This is a genomic window from Pseudomonas sp. ES3-33 (genome assembly GCF_000952175.1).
In the GTDB taxonomy this organism is placed as follows: Bacteria; Pseudomonadota; Gammaproteobacteria; order Pseudomonadales; family Pseudomonadaceae; genus Aquipseudomonas; species Aquipseudomonas gregormendelii.
Genome location: NZ_JZRI01000102.1, coordinates 1 through 14,995 on the forward strand (window position 1 = coordinate 1; position 14,995 = coordinate 14,995).

General features: G+C 57.1%; 12 protein-coding genes and 2 pseudogenes. 3 read left to right on the forward strand and 11 right to left on the reverse strand.

Features of this window, described 5'->3' with window-relative positions; translation table 11 throughout:
- Positions 1-497: 497 nt before the first annotated feature.
- The 6 genes and pseudogenes from UB23_RS17345 to UB23_RS30825 all read right to left on the reverse strand — a co-directional run.
- A complete protein-coding gene (locus UB23_RS17345) occupies positions 498-917 on the reverse strand; it encodes a group I truncated hemoglobin (RefSeq protein ID WP_045060532.1) in 420 nt (139 codons plus the stop codon).
- Positions 917-1,780, reverse strand: a complete 864-nt coding sequence (locus UB23_RS17350) for a DUF3034 family protein (RefSeq protein ID WP_045060533.1) — start codon at positions 1,778-1,780, stop codon at positions 917-919. The genes UB23_RS17345 and UB23_RS17350 overlap by 1 nt, the downstream gene beginning before the upstream one ends.
- 5 nt (positions 1,781-1,785) lie before the next feature.
- A complete protein-coding gene (locus tag UB23_RS17355) occupies positions 1,786-4,050 on the reverse strand; it encodes a putative bifunctional diguanylate cyclase/phosphodiesterase (RefSeq protein ID WP_045060534.1) in 2,265 nt (754 codons plus the stop codon).
- Entirely contained in the window at positions 4,034-4,717 is a 684-nt protein-coding gene (locus UB23_RS17360) for a methylamine utilization protein (RefSeq protein WP_045060535.1), read from the reverse strand. Before UB23_RS17360 ends, UB23_RS17355 begins: the two co-directional genes overlap by 17 nt.
- 274 nt (positions 4,718-4,991) lie before the next feature.
- Positions 4,992-5,519, reverse strand: a pseudogene (locus tag UB23_RS30820) (methyl-accepting chemotaxis protein); the annotation flags it as partial.
- A 600-nt stretch (positions 5,520-6,119) separates the two neighbouring features.
- Positions 6,120-6,632: pseudogene (locus tag UB23_RS30825) on the reverse strand (MCP four helix bundle domain-containing protein); the annotation flags it as partial.
- A 1,156-nt stretch (positions 6,633-7,788) separates the two neighbouring features.
- Between UB23_RS30825 and UB23_RS17370 the strand changes: the two are divergent.
- Positions 7,789-8,505, forward strand: coding sequence for an alpha/beta hydrolase (locus UB23_RS17370; protein WP_045060537.1), 717 nt, complete (start codon positions 7,789-7,791; stop codon positions 8,503-8,505).
- A 2-nt stretch (positions 8,506-8,507) separates the two neighbouring features.
- On the opposite strand, the gene UB23_RS17375 is transcribed toward UB23_RS17370, so the two are convergent.
- Both UB23_RS17375 and UB23_RS17380 read right to left on the reverse strand, forming a co-directional pair.
- Positions 8,508-9,077, reverse strand: coding sequence for a hypothetical protein (locus UB23_RS17375; RefSeq protein WP_045060538.1), 570 nt, complete (start codon positions 9,075-9,077; stop codon positions 8,508-8,510).
- 98 nt (positions 9,078-9,175) lie between these two features.
- Positions 9,176-9,961 carry a hypothetical protein gene (locus UB23_RS17380; RefSeq protein ID WP_045060539.1) on the reverse strand — a complete coding sequence of 262 codons (786 nt, stop codon included), beginning with the start codon at positions 9,959-9,961 and terminating at the stop codon, positions 9,176-9,178.
- A 156-nt stretch (positions 9,962-10,117) separates the two neighbouring features.
- Here UB23_RS17380 and UB23_RS17385 point away from each other — a divergent pair, with 156 nt between their 5' ends.
- Positions 10,118-10,654 (forward strand): chalcone isomerase family protein, encoded by a 537-nt coding sequence (locus UB23_RS17385; protein ID WP_045060540.1) that lies wholly within the window; start codon positions 10,118-10,120, stop codon positions 10,652-10,654.
- A 256-nt stretch (positions 10,655-10,910) separates the two neighbouring features.
- On the opposite strand, the gene UB23_RS17390 is transcribed toward UB23_RS17385, so the two are convergent.
- Genes UB23_RS17390 through UB23_RS17400 form a run of 3 tightly spaced genes read right to left on the reverse strand, consistent with a single transcriptional unit; the run spans position 10,911 to position 13,505 of the window.
- Entirely contained in the window at positions 10,911-12,092 is a 1,182-nt protein-coding gene (locus UB23_RS17390) for an acetyl-CoA C-acetyltransferase (protein ID WP_045060541.1), read from the reverse strand.
- A gap of 11 nt (positions 12,093-12,103) precedes the next feature.
- Complete coding sequence (locus tag UB23_RS17395) at positions 12,104-12,769, reverse strand: CoA transferase subunit B (RefSeq protein WP_045060542.1); 666 nt, start codon at positions 12,767-12,769, stop codon at positions 12,104-12,106.
- A 37-nt stretch (positions 12,770-12,806) separates the two neighbouring features.
- Entirely contained in the window at positions 12,807-13,505 is a 699-nt protein-coding gene (locus UB23_RS17400) for a CoA transferase subunit A (RefSeq protein ID WP_045060543.1), read from the reverse strand.
- Positions 13,506-13,852: 347 nt separating this feature from the next.
- Here UB23_RS17400 and UB23_RS17410 point away from each other — a divergent pair, with 347 nt between their 5' ends.
- Positions 13,853-14,749 (forward strand): LysR family transcriptional regulator, encoded by an 897-nt coding sequence (locus UB23_RS17410; protein WP_045060545.1) that lies wholly within the window; start codon positions 13,853-13,855, stop codon positions 14,747-14,749.
- Positions 14,750-14,995 lie beyond the last annotated feature (246 nt).

Here is a 14,995-nt window from a genome sequence, read left to right on the forward strand (position 1 = left end):
TTTCGGGTAAGAGCTTCGTTGGCGCATGGAAATCCTGACGTTAAGGGCGATCGCGTCCGCTTAAAAATACGCGGACACCATCGCCCTTAATGCTGGAGTTCGGAAGGTGTGTTGGCTGGACGCTTACGCTTTATGTGAAACGAAGAACAGTGAGCCATTTCGTCAAGCAGTGCCCCAATGGGCTCCGGCCGGTGAGGATAATCACCCTGCGCATAGGCTATTCGCATTCTGTAGCGGACAATGCGATTTACTATTTGCTAAAGCTACTGGGGTAACAGAGTGGTGCTTGAGCACTCAGCCAATCGAGTTATTTCCCATGATGCGGTGTGTTATTCCCTACTTCATTCGGGAATCGCCTCCGTGCACAAGGCTGGGAGTGGGCGGGAGACCTCTCATCCATAAATGAGATAGCCGATGGTTGCGCATTTACGGACGTGAGATAGCATCGCTCCATCACTTCCCTATACGATTAGCAGAACTCCAAGCGAATCTCCGGCTCACTTTTCAATTACTTCCCCGCGCATAGGGGCCAGTCGCGCAATCAAACGATTCTGCACCGGCACCGCGATCCCCAGATCATCCATCGCTGCAATCAAGTCTTCGACCAGCGCATTGAAGTCACTGCGGCTGACATTTTGCCCCCTGTGACTCTCGGCCATGCTGTCACCGGTATAGGTACAAGGGCCGCCCGCTTCAACACAAAATTGCTCAATCAATTTGTCCCGTAGCCGCTGGATATCGATCTTGCGAAACCGCTCAACGATTCGCTCGTCCCGAGCAATGTTTAGCAGCATGCCCTCAACAATTCGAGTGATCCCCAGATGTGCGCCCAGGGCTTGATAAAGGCTGTCATCCTTAGGAGCTTTTTGCGCACAAGCACTCAATAGCAAAACGAGAAACAGTGGCAACAATCGCATCAGAAACTTCCCTGCAAGGACAGATATGTGCCGTTTTGGTTATCTAGCGTGGCGATCTCCCCCAGGCGTGCATAGGCCAGGACCACCGACATATGCTTGTTGGGGAAATATCCTAAAAACAGATCCGCCCAATCGCTTTCCCCGGCGAACGACAGGTTGTCCGGCTTCTGCCGGTACTCGACGCCCAGCGCCCAGTGCGGGTTGAACAGCACGGCAATCGACCCCTCCTTCAGTACACTGCGAGTGTCTCGACGGTCACCACCAAAACCCAGCAACCCGGTTTCATTGGCGCGGCTGTACCGCAGGCTGCCATTGACCAAGAGGTTGTAGCCAAATGCTGCGCCCATGAACAAGCGACTTGCGGCTATATATCCCTCAGTGTCGCTGTCACGCTGAGCGTCAACCAGGCTCGAGATCAGAAAATCGCGCTGATGTTTGTACTCCAACCCTAGCGACACCTGCGGGAGATCGTCGTAGATCACGTCACCAAACAAACGCACCTTTAGCCCGAGTACGTCTTGGCTTAGGTTATCTTCAGGGAGATTCAGTTTGCTAACCAAAGACCCCAGATCAAAACGCTGCCGGGCGAAAGACAGCTCGATACGGTTGTCATAGGCCAAAGCTAACCCAGCAACATCCAGCCGATAGTCCGGCAAATTGACCGTAGTGGCGAACGCGGTCGCGTCCCACTCGTTCTTTTCGCCGTAGCCAGTAAGTATTGCCCAAGGTGTAATACCTCCGCCTGCTGCACCCTCGAGGCTACTGGCACCACCTGTGGCAATCAGCCGTCCATTATCAGCGAGGGAGGTTTGGAGGCTCAGGCCGATGAGACAGCCGATCAGCAGAGAGAAACGATAGGTCATGGCGATCAATGAACAATGGATGTATGAAAGTTAAGAGGCAAGGCCACCCAGGCTTCAAATGCTGCGGCAGTAAGTGGCCGACTGATGAGATAACCCTGCGCCGTATCGCAGTGCCAGCGTTCGAGTAAGCGCAGGCTGTGTGCATACTCGACGCCTTCGGCAACTACCTTAAGACCAAGGTTATGGCTCATTTCGATGGTCGAGCGGACGATCACGGCGTCCTCACTGGTTTCATCCAGGTCACGGACGAAGGACTGATCAATTTTCAACTCCTGTACAGGGAGTCGCTTGAGGTGAGCCAAGGACGAGTAGCCAGTACCGAAGTCATCCACCGACAAGCTAATGCCGCAATCACGCAGTTGATGCAGGACTTTTAATGCACGCTCCGGCTCCCGCATGACTGCGCTTTCGGTGATTTCGAATATCAATTGCTCCGCTGGCAGGCGGTAGTTTCGTAATAATGCCAAGACGCGAGCGGCCAGTTCATCGCTAAGTAAGTCATCGGCGGAAATGTTTAGCGAAAGCTGCAAGCAAAGACCCCGCTGATTCCACTCGGAGAGTTGGCGCATCCCCTCGTTGATCACCCAATTAGTAAGCACTTGGATGCTTCCAGTACGTTCTGCCAAAGGAATGAACTCAGCAGGCGAAACCATTCCAAGTTGCGGGTGCTGCCAGCGCAATAAGGCTTCGGCTTGGCGGACGTGACCTTTACGGATATCCAACTTCGGCTGGTAATGCAGTAGAAGCCCGGGCAACTGCGCAGCGTCTTTCATGGCAATGGAGGCGCGTTCCAGTAGCGTCTGCGCGCTTTGCCCATCAGCGGGAAATGCCGCTATACCGAGTCTGCAATCCAGAGCCAAATCGTGACCGTTGATATGCTGAGGCTTAAGCAGTAATTGCTGAATCCGGTCAGCTACTGCGACTGCCGCATCACTGTCGAAGCCATCAAGCAAGAGCAGAAACTCGTCGGCGATCAGATGCGCTACCGTATCACCGGGATGCAGCGATTCCTGTAGGCGCTGACCGGTTTGGCGGAGCAACTGATCAACCGTTTCAGGGTCGGCTGTTTCGTTGATAGACCGCAGGTTTTGAATGCCCAAGACGATCAATGCCATCGGTCGTGTTGCGGCAATCGCGCTGCCTAATCGCTCTACTGCTAAAGCGCGGTTGGGCAAGCCAGTGAGGGGATCATGCAGGGCGTTGTGAGCCAGTTGCTGTTCACGCTCTGCGATGCCGCGCTGCATAGAGTTGACTGCTTTGGCCAGTAATCCGAATTCGTCACTTCTCCTTAGTATTACGGGAGTTTGATAATCGCCTTGGCCGATTCGCTCCGCTGCTAGGGCCAAAGATCTAACGGGTTGCGACACACCTCGGGCCAATAGGAGAGCCCCCGCTAATGAGGCAAGCAAGGCTATCAAGGCAATGCCAAGGATTTTTTCATCAAGGGGAGCAAACGCTCGCATGGCAGCATCGAGTGGGCTTTGCAATAAAGCTATCACTTGACCGTCATATCCATCCGCGCCGCCAGCCAACACCAAGGACTGGCTCAGGAAATTATTCTCCAAGTGCTCCGTCAGCTGAACCGCGTCGCGCATAGACGTGTTAAGCATCAGCCCTGTGATACTTGGGCCAAGAATGTCAGGTTGGGTGCTGACGAGTGGCCCCGGCTGTTGTTTATCCACTGCCAGAAACGACACTTCAAGATTGGTAAGCGAGCGCAACTCCCGGGCAAATGCACTGTCCATGCTGAAGCCCATCACCACCCTGGCAATCGGTAGAGGCGCGAGCACTGTCGCTTCAACAAGCAAGTGGGGCTTACCCTGCAGTGGCACGATCAACATGGTTTTTTGCATGCGCCGGGCTTCGCGCAGAGCTTGGTCGAAACGAAACAGCGAGCCATCCGCCACATCGTCGAGAGTGCTAGCGAGAACTGTTCCATCCATACTGAGTAGAATCATGTCACTGGCGTTGATGCGCTTGCCATGATTGAGCAGCACCGAACGTATGGTTGCAGAATCTCTGCTGGCCACCGCATCGCGAAAACCGAAGTCGGCTGCGAGTAATTGCACTCCGTCTGCCAAGCGTCGCCCTCGCACCTCAAGCAGGCGTTCGAAGACTCGCGTACCGACGTCCAGTTGAGTATTGGCCTGGCTACGCACCGCTGAGTTGGTCGCAACCTTTACGCTGAAATAAAGTGAGCCAATCACCACCAGTAAAAGCAGGATCAGAACTGCGGTAACTTGAGCCTGAAAACTATTGCGCAGTTTCACGGGCAGCTCGCTTGAACGCGTCGCCGAAGGTACTCGGTGCAGGTGCGGTTGGAGCGTTCGTAGACAAAGGCTCCAGGGTGAGGTTAAAGGTCTGCTTGAGGCCGTCGACAGGTACTTTTATAGAACCTGCACTGAGCGGCTGCATGTCTTTGAGTTGTGGATGCCAGAGAGTGACCTGGTAAACACCGACGGGAAGGTTATCAAGCGTCAATTTTCCTTGAGCGTCAGTGACGCCAAAGCGCGGATCGTCAGTGACGTAAACGTAGCCAAGCATCCAGTCATGGATGTTGCATCCAAGCACCACAACACCAGTCTTGTCGAACAGGACTGGGTCGGACGGTGTGCCTTCGTAAAGACGTAGCTCGAAGCGTTTTGCCGGCGAGAACGAGTAGACCTGATGGCGGATGTTGTCGCTGTTAGGGAACTTGATAGGCGTACCGGTATGCACTGCCAGCACATGCGGGGCGAACTGTTGAGAGCGCTGATCCATATCGGCGTTTCGATGAGCTGAGGGCTGGCCAATTGGCCCTTGAAGAGTGAGCACCGCGTCGGACAGCGGATTGCCGTCTTGCTCATTTATTACGACCTCAAGCTTGGCTAAACCAGCCCAACCATCAGCACATATCAAAGCTGTAACTAGCGAAAGAAGCGAGCAAATCCTGGCCATACCGATTCCAAGCAAAAGCGATTTTAGTGGGCAGTCCTTGCCGGAGAGATAAGTAGGTGCCGATAATTGCTCAGCTGAAGCCAAATGCCACCATCAAATTTGATTCGACATGGCATCAATAGGCAGCCCGCAAAATGCGTGCTCTGTGCAGCGTATCGACCAGATAGGAAAAACCTGAATAGCTGTGCATTTGAAACCACCTACCACTGGTCTTCTCTAGCAGCATGCGGCGATGTGATCAGGGAAGTGCGCTGTTGTGGGGAATTGGTAGCGTTTAAGTCACCCTAAAAAATGCGACCTTCTGGGTAAGGCGATCAGCTAGCTGCGCTAACTCCTGACTGGCCGTCGCAACTTCTCGAGAGCCAGTTGCCGATTGCACCGTTGAGGTATGGATGCGCGTGATATTTTGCGCAACGTCTTCGGCCACCACGCTTTGCTGGACAGATGCGCTGGCGATTTGTGCATTCATGTGGTTTATGGCGCCGACTTGCTGGCTAATTTTACCTAGCGCCGCCTGGGCATTGCGGGTTTGCGAAACGGTGTGGCTTACCAGTTCGCAACTATTACGCATGGTTTGTGCAGCAGTTTCAGTTCCGCTCTGCAGGGTACCGATCATTTCGCGAATTTCCCGCGTCGACTCCTGAGTTCGATTAGCTAGAGAGCGCACCTCATCGGCCACAACCGCAAACCCTCGGCCATGCTCACCTGCTCGGGCCGCTTCGATGGCAGCGTTAAGCGCCAATAGGTTAGTTTGCGTGGCAATTGAATTGATTACCTCGATCACTATTTCAATCTCTTCGCTGCGCTTGGACACCTGCTCTACGGTATTGGTGGTTTCAACCAGTGTGTCCGCCAATTGTTCAATAGCGAGAGTGGTGTCCGCAACGACGCGATTTCCGCTTACAACTTCAGCATCGGCTAGACGCGTCGCGTCCGCTGCTTGAGAGGCATAGCCTGAAACTTCATTGACCGTTGCCGCCATTTGCGTAATTGCAGTTGCCACCTGCTCGGCTTCACGGGTCTGCAGGCTGATTTGATTGTTATTGGTGGACGATGTGGTCAACAGTTGCCGAGATGAATTGTTGACCTCTTGGGCCGCTATACGTACTTCACTAATGGTATCAGCCAAACGGCTAAGAGCAGTTTTCAGAACGCCCATCACGCTGTTCGGATAATCGGTAACGATCACTTGTTGCAAATCGCCTGCGGCCAACCGTTGGATAGCCTGCGCAACCTGAGTCGGCTCAGCGCCCAGCGTGGACTTGACGAAGCGGATGATAGAGATTGCCAGGATGATGCTCAGCAGCAGTGCTATGCCGGTTGCCATGAGCATCAGTCCTCTAAACTCACTGGCAGTGGCCTGTACAGCAGTGAGTTGGCTCTTGATCGAGGCTTCTTCGTAGTCAATCAGTGCGTTCACGCGTTTCAACCACTCGCTGTATTCACCTGAGGTCTGGCGCAGCAGCAAAGCTTGTGCTCCAGAGATATCTCCGGCGCGGCGCAGGGCGATTACCGATTTAGTGGAAGCGAGCGTTTGCGTTTCGATATCTTTAATCGCTCTTAGCAGCTGTTGCTCCTGCGATGTTACACCAGCAGTTGCGAATAGCTGATCCATTGGTGTTGCTGAATCGGAGTAGGCCTGTTCTAGATTGGTAACTTCGTTGAGATGGACGGCTAAGTCTTGATCACTATCCACTAATACTGCGTCCCGAATGGCAATAGCTCGGTTGTGCACGCTCCCCCGAAAGTTAATAGCGTAGCGTTGAATTTTCGCCGCATTTTCGCTCACGTGTTCCAGGGTGGAGTGGATAAAGCCTACCCGTTGAATGCCCACGGCGGTGATTAGGATAAGCAACGATACAATTACGGCGAAGCCAAGGCCTATGCGCGAGGCTAGTGAGATTGAGTTTTTCATGGGCGGTGCTCATAGATAGACCCTGTACGGGCAGGACTTGGTGCTTCCATTTTGCTATCCGTGTCAGGGCTACTGGTGTACCGCTACCGCCCATTTGAAAGTTACGACAGCCTGGCTAGGCACTAGCGCAGCAGAGGATGCTAACCGACTGGTGGCAGAGTGACATACATTACTGAGAACCTATACAAGAATTTCATTTTGTATAGGTATTTTCTCGTTTCGCTGAGTGAAGGCCTTGCAGCCTGTCGCAAGCTGGTTTAGAGAATGCACCAACATAGCTAGCAGATCGGCTCGTGAAAGCTGCGTAGCCTGATGAGGGAGCTGGGAGTGGCTAGCGAGAACTCCGGCTCTTATGCTTAAAAGCGACGGTGAACATTTCCTGCGATCCATCCAATCGACTCATGTCCGGTCGTGCTTCTCATCGGAACCTGACTGCGCTCGCTTGCGAGAGTGGCTCATAGCCGCTAATGGTGATGAGTTGCTTGGAGAGGGCGTGAAGATGATTTCGAGATTTGCTGTTGTCCCTGCAATCCCAACGGAAACGGGATCAATGCGTAACGGACGTCAGCGCTTCCTTGGCGGCTCCCAGCGCGAAGACAATGAATCGATGCATCTTCTTCAAGTCTTTTATTGGCACAACCTGCTTGGGTAGAATCCCGCTTCAGGATCGACAGACTGAGTGGGCACTCGACCGCCCACTGCACAGTTCAAACCTTCGGAAAACTCCGTAGGCAAGGCAGTGATGCCTGATTTGCCGTTTTGAGAAGTCTACATACGCTCGCCTTACCCGGACCCCAATTGCTCTGTGCTTGCTTCTTTCGGCGTGTGGTGAGCACACCGCGCCCGACCCCAGGATCGACCGCCCACCATTGGTGAGTACTGCTCCTGTCAAAGCCAACCAGCAATTACGAGAGCAGAGATTCACGAGCATCATTGCCGCGAGAGTCGAAAGCTCCTTTCATAATTTTGACTAACGGGTAGCCGATATCTTGCGTCACCCCGTGCTTGTGTGTTTGGCAGAGCGGGTTCAGAGTACTGCCCATCAAGTCATTCCAAGGTTGAGTGTCAAATTGTTTTCTACCTATTTGAGATTAATGATTTTTTCTTTCTTATTAAAATCGTCGTCTAGAAAAAGAGCTCCTGTGAAGGAAGGTTTATGTTGAAGTTTTTCGCTCTGCTGACACTCCTGGCGTCCACCGCCGTCCACGCCCAAACCCCGCTGCAAGCCGATCTGCCGCTCCAATACCTGGAGCAGACCCACGCCGATTCGCGCAATCTGCCCCTGGTGATTTTCCTCCACGGCTATGGCAGTAACGAAGAGGACCTGTTCGGCATCAAGGATCAATTGCCCGAGCAGTACAACTACCTGTCGGTACGCGCGCCGATGGTGATGGAAGAAGGCAGGTACCAGTGGTTCCGCCAAAAAGGCCAGGGTGCCTACAACGGCGAAACCGATGACCTGAAAAACAGCAGCCAGGTTTTGCTGGACTTCATCACCCAAGCCGCCAGCAAATACCGCACCGCACCGAACAAGGTGTTCCTCGTGGGCTTCAGCCAGGGTGCGATCATGTCCTACGAGGTGGCGCTGCGTCATCCGCAGGCGCTGGGAGGCATTGCAGCGCTGAGCGGGCGTATCCTGCCGGTGCTCAAGGCCGAGCTCAAACCCGATGAAAAACGCCAGCAGCTGGCGATCTTCATCGGCCATGGCACCGCAGACAAACGCCTGCCTTACGTCGATGGCACAGACGCCAACAGCCTTCTGCAAAGCCTGTCGCTCAAGCCCCAATTTCATGCCTATCCGGGGGTGGGTCACAGCATCAGCGCAGCCGAAATGCAGGACTTGAACGCCTGGCTGCAAAGCCTAAACCCTTAGGTTTATTTACCGCTGAGCATCCGCTTGATCAGGGTTTCATGCGCCGCCATGTCGCCGGGCCGGGAAATCACCCGGACCACCGCCATGTGGTTGCCGGAGGCCGCCATCAGCGTGGTGTTGAGGGTTTGCCCACCACCCTGGGTGGCCGTGCTGTCGACCTGGCGCACACCCAGACCAGTGCTTTTGAGGGTCAGGCTTTTCTCGCTCAACTTGTTGTAGTCGGGGAGGGCCTTGCGCTGCGCCGCGTCAAAGTCCGCCGCAGTGCCGTCGAGAAAGGCGCCGTCATTGTCCTTGACCTTGAGACCCTCGGGCAGGGTGTTTTCTGCGGCGATCACCACGGTCTTGGTGGTTTCGTTGGCGTACATGGTCCCGCTGGCGCCCGATGAGCTGGCCGGCAATGGCGTGGCGACGAAGCCTTTGGGCAGGGTAAAGATGAACTTGCCGCCCAGCATCGACACCTTCTGCGACGATGCGGAACTGCTGGTGGCCTTGGCCGCCTGAGCATTCAGGGCCCCCAGGCTGGCAGCGACGGCCAGCAACAGGACAACGGCTTTGTTGCTCAACAATGACATTCGGGATCTCCAGGGGTTGTCGCGCTTCAGCCGCGATCGGTTCAGACGCGATCATCCCATGCCACGTGCAAGTCACTCCAGTACCGGTGCTCGGCCAGTCACTCGTCGCAAGCCTGGGTGCGCACGCTGACCGCAGGTTTTGCCAGCAGGCGCCGGGTCACACCGAGCATGGCCACCGAGACCGCGACGCCGAGGGCAAATGCGCTGAGGCCCATTGTCGGCAAGGCCAGGGCCAGGACCAGGCAAAAGGCGGCAAACGAATACATGCCAGTCGCCGTGGCGCGCAGCAACGCAGCCGTGAACGCCGGCCCACGGGTTTGCTGGGAGAACACGGCCATTACGCTGCCGAGCACCGGGAACACCGCCAGCAGGCCGCTCCAGCGCTCGCCCACGGTACTTGCCAACAAGGTGACCGCCAGTGTCAGCAGGGCACCGGCGACCATGCGCCATAGCAGTCTGTCAGACTTGGGGGCGGTGCCTGAGATCACGGGCTGCACCGACGGAAACAGATAAGGCGCCGCCAGCAACGCGCTCGCAGCGGCGATTGTGGAAAACACCAGGGACGCGGGGATCGACGATAACACCACCGCCAACATGGCCCACACGGCTAACGAAAGACTCAGCGCGGTCGGCCAGTTGCTGCGCTGTGCGACCTGGGCATAGGTGACGCAAAAGGCGATCATCGCGAACATGGCCGATAACGCGGCGGTGGCCGAGCGGGCGGCGAATGCTTCGCCTTGTTCGATGGCCAGGAAGAACAGAATCGGCCCGACCACCACTGGCAGTCCTGACAGCCACCCAGCTACGCTGGGGCCCCAGCGTTTGCCCGCCAGGGAGATGAGTAGCAGAAATCCGGGAATGACCAGCAGTTTGAGCAATAGCACGCACGCGTCTCCATCCTGTGTGAGACTGCCACGTTAGCATGCGCCGGACAGATTGTTGTATAGCTTTGCGGTTTTTGTATACAACATTCAAAGCTTGTACAGTTTGGGTTTTGGCGTATAAATTTTGGGCATCCTCTGCGCTGAATCGAGCCCATCATGAATCGCTCCCGATCCATTCTGCGTCATAGCTTGTGGCTGCTGGCCTTGTTGGCCGGTCATGCGCTGGCCAACTGGCAGGAGGCTTTGCCTGGGGCGCGGATCATTGGTGCCGGCGAATTTCGCTGGTTTGGTTTTGATGTCTATAACGCCCGCCTGTGGAGTGCAGCCAAGCCTTTGGCGAGCGACCAGCCGTTCGCCCTTGAACTCATTTACCAGCGCAAGATTTCCCGGGACGACCTGGTTCAGGCCAGCGTCGATGAAATCAGGCGCCTGTCAGGCGAGTCGGTGAGTGCCGCGCAACTGGAGGCATGGCAGAAGCAGATGCAACAGGCATTTGTCGATGTGCAGGCCGGAACGCGGATCACCGGGGTGTATCTGCCGGGGCAGGGGGCACGGTTTTATGTCGGGCAGCGCTTGCAGCACGAGGTGAACGACCCGGCATTCGCCCGGGCGTTTTTTGATATCTGGCTGGACCCGCGAACACGCACTCCGCAGTTGCGCGAGCAATTGATGGGCGTAGCCAAATCCCGGTAGGAGCTGCCGCAGGCTCGGGCCGCGATCGGACGATCTTTTGATCTTGCTTGCAAGCGCTCCCAACACAGACAAGATCAAAAGATCGTCCGATCGCGGCCCGAGCCTGCGGCAGCTCCTACAGGGGGATGTTTGATTGATGTGTAGAGCACGGGGATCGTTTTGCTGATGCGTGGAGCCCGGTGCGACAGGTGTCACACCGGGTGTGTTGCCAGGCTGCGCGGTTCTTCGTGGGTCCCCGCGCCGCCTGTTGAACGCTTTACGCCCGCTCGATGGCCAGCGCCACGCCCTGGCCGCCACCGATGCACAAGGTGGCGAGGCCTTTCTTGGCGTCACGCTTGATCATTTCATGCAGCAAGGTCACCAGCACCCGGCAGCCCGATGCGCCAATCGGGTGGCCGAGGGCGATGGCGCCGCCATTGACGTTGACCTTGTTCATGTCCCAGCCCAGGTCCTTGGCCACCGCCAGGGATTGCGCGGCGAAGGCTTCGTTGGCTTCGATCAGGTCAAGCTGACCGATCGACCAGCCGGCCTTGTCCAGGCAGCGGCGAGTGGCCGAGACCGGGCCGATGCCCATGATCGCCGGATCAACGCCCGCATTGGCATAGGCAGCAATTTTTGCCAGCACGGGCAGCCCCAGGGCTTTGGCTTTTGCCGCGCTCATAAGCATTACGGCCGCGGCGCCATCGTTGAGCGACGAAGCATTACCGGCGGTCACCGAACCGTCTTTTTTGAACGCCGGGCGCAGTTTGCCCAGGGCGGCGGCGCTGGTGTCGGCTCGCGGCTGCTCGTCGGTGGCGAACGACAGCGGTTCACCCTTGCGCTGGGGAATCAGGATCGGCGTGATTTCATCGACAAAACGTCCGCCTTCAATGGCGGCCGAGGCTTTCTGTTGCGAGGCCGCGGCGAAGGCATCCTGTTGCTCGCGGGTCAGGTTGTACTGCTCAACCAGGTTCTCGGCGGTGATGCCCATGTGGTAGTCGTTGAACGCGTCCCACAGGCCGTCGCTGATCATGGTGTCGACGATTTGCGCGTGGCCCATGCGCAGGCCGGTACGGGCGCCGGGCATGACGTAGTTGGACAGGCTCATGTTCTCCTGGCCGCCGGCGATCATCACCTCGGCGTCGCCGCAGCGAATCGCCTGGGTGGCCAGGTGCAGGGCCTTGAGGCCCGAACCGCAGACCTTGTTCAGGGTCATGGCTGGCACGGTAAACGGCAGGCCGGCCTTGATGGCGGACTGGCGCGCTGGGTTCTGCCCGGCGCCGGCGGTCAGCACCTGGCCCATGATCACTTCATCCACTTGCGCCGGGTCGAGCCCGGTCTGCGCCAGCAACTGACGGATCACTGCGGCGCCCAGGTCCACGGCGGACACATTGGCCAACGCACCCTGGAAGCTGCCAATGGCGGTACGGGTGGCGGCTACAATTACAACGTCTTGCATGGAATTATTCCTCACTGCGCAGCGAACTGCATTTCCGGAACGTGATCAGGCACGATCAGTTTACCCGCGGTCTTGGCGACGATTTCCTCGACGCTGACACCCGGTGCACGCTCCTTGAGAATGAACGCGCCGTTTTCGATTTCAAGATAAGCCAGGTCGGTCAGCACGCGCTTGATGCAACCGGCGCCGGTCAGCGGCAGACTGCATTTTGCCAGGAGCTTGGACTCACCGTCCTTCGAGGCGTGGGTCATGATGACGATGATGTTGTCTGCACCGGCCACCAGATCCATGGCGCCGCCCATGCCCTTGACCAGCTTGCCGGGGATCATCCACGAGGCGATGTTGCCTTGCACGTCGACTTCGAAGGCACCCAGCACGGTCAGGTCGACATGCCCGCCGCGAATCATCGCGAAGGACTCGGCCGAGGAAAAGATCGACGCGCCGATGCGCGCGGTCACGGTTTGCTTGCCGGCGTTGATCATGTCGGCATCGATGGTTTCTTCGGTCGGGAACGGACCCATGCCGAGCAGGCCGTTTTCCGACTGCAGCATGACTTCCATGCCTTCGGGGATGTAGTTGGCGACCAGGGTCGGGATGCCGATGCCCAGGTTCACGTAAAAGCCGTCCTGCATTTCGCGGGCGACGCGTTGAGCCATTTGTTCGCGGGAAAGTGCCATTGTTGTTATTCCTTCAATTCGGGCCGGGGGCAGGTGATCACTTACGCACGGTGCGCTGTTCGATGCGCTTCTCGAACGTGCCGCAAATGACCCGGTCGACGTAGATGCCAGGGGTATGGATCTGCGCCGGGTCCAGCTCGCCGGGCTCGACGATTTCTTCGACTTCGACCACGGTGATCTTGCCGGCAGTGGCCGCCAGCGGGTTGAAGTTCTGCGCGGTGTGGCGATAGATCACGTTGCCGAAGTGGTCGGCTTTCCAGCCTTTGACGATGGCGAAGTCACCGGTAATGGACTCTTCCATCAGGTACTGGCGACCGTGGAATTCGCGCACTTCCTTGCCGTCGGCAACCGGTGTGCCGACGCCGGTGGCGGTAAAAAAGGCTGGAATGCCAGCGCCGCCAGCGCGCATTTTTTCCGCGAGGGTACCCTGGGGCGTCAGGACGACTTCGATTTCGCCTTTGAGCAGTTGGTCTTCGAACAGTTTGTTCTCACCGACGTACGAGGCCACTACTTTGCTGATCTGCCGGTCTTCCAGCAGCACGCCCAGGCCAAAGCCGTCGACGCCACAGTTGTTGGACACCACAGTGAGGTCGCGTGTGCCTTTGCGCTTGATCTCGGCGATCAGGTTTTCCGGAATCCCGCACAGACCGAAGCCGCCGGCGATGACGGTCATGCCGTCTTCGAGACCTGCCAGCGCTTCTTCGTAGGAACTCACACGCTTGTCGAAACCTGCCATATGCACCTCTTTTATTCTTTATGGGCGGCTGGCTAGCCGAATGACTGAAGTGTCTCGCCGCAAGATTGATTTGTTAAGTTGATTTTTAGCAATTATTAATAGATAAAACTCACTAATAGAGTTTTCCATTTGCCAAGGCCACTCTGCACTGAGGGAGCAAAACTTGCTCGCGATAGCCATTCCAAGGGCCCATCGCAGGCAGGCCAGGCACCGACACTTGCTACAGCCACCCTGCACTGTGGGAGCAAAGCTTTCTCGCGATAGCCACTCCAAGGGCGCCATCGCACGCAGGCCATGCACCCACAAGCTTGCAGCTCACAGTCTCGAGATTCCAGGAGCCAAGCGACATGACCGTCAAACAGATCCGCGCCTTCCTCGCCGTCGCCCAGAGCCTGAGTTTCGCCGTGGCCTGCGAGCGCCTGCACCTGTCGCAATCAGCACTGAGCCTGACTATCAAGGCGCTGGAAGAAGGCCTGGGCGGGCGCTTGTTTGCGCGCAACACCCGCAACGTCGCACTGACCGCCGAAGGTGAGGCTCTGGTGCCCCTGGCGCGGCGCCTGATCGCTGACTGGGACAACGCCGAGGATGAGTTGCGCCAGCGCTTCACCCTGCAACGCGGGCGAGTCACGCTGGCCGCGATGCCCTCGTTTGCCGGCAACCTGTTGCCACCGATCCTCAAGACATTTCGTGCGCGTTACCCCAAGGTCAATGTCACGGTAAATGACGTGATCAACGAGCAGGTGCTGGAAATGGTGCGGGATCGACAGGTCGAGCTGGGTGTGGCGTTTGAGCCAACCACCAGCTCGTCGCTGGCCTTCACACCGCTGTACATGGATCGCTTCGTCGCGGTGGTGCCCCTGGATTCACCGCTGGCCCGGCTTGACGATATCGCCTGGAAGACCCTGCTGCAGGAACCGTTCATCACCCTGCAGCGCCCGTCCACCGTACGGGTGATGCTCGAGGAGCACCTTCAGGCGCGTGGTATGAAATTGCCGGTGGAGTTTGAAAGCCATCAGCTGGCAACGGTGGGGCGTATGGTCGCAAGCGGGCTGGGCGTCAGCGCGGTCCCGGCATTGTGCGCCGGGCAGATGCGCGAACTGGGTGCGCATTGCCTGACCCTGCATGACCCGGTGATTGAGCGGGCGATCGGGGTGTTGACCAAGCCTGGGGTGGAGTTGTCGGCGGCGGCGCAGGCGTTGTTTGATGTGCTGAAGCAAGAAAACGCGGGTCAACAATGTTCATGAACTGAAGAGCGTCCAGGGTGGGAGCAACTGTCTTCCCCCTGCCACATCAATATCGAATCTGCAGACGCCATCGCGGGCAAGCCCGGCTCCCACAGAGATATCTGCCGTACACAAATGCTGCGCCCACCACAAAAACCCTGTGGGAGCGGCGGTGCGACGATTCGACTTGCCCGCGATGGCAATCTCCCTGCCACATCAATGTCGAATCCGCAGACGCCATCGCCAGCAGGCTTGCTCCCACAGTGG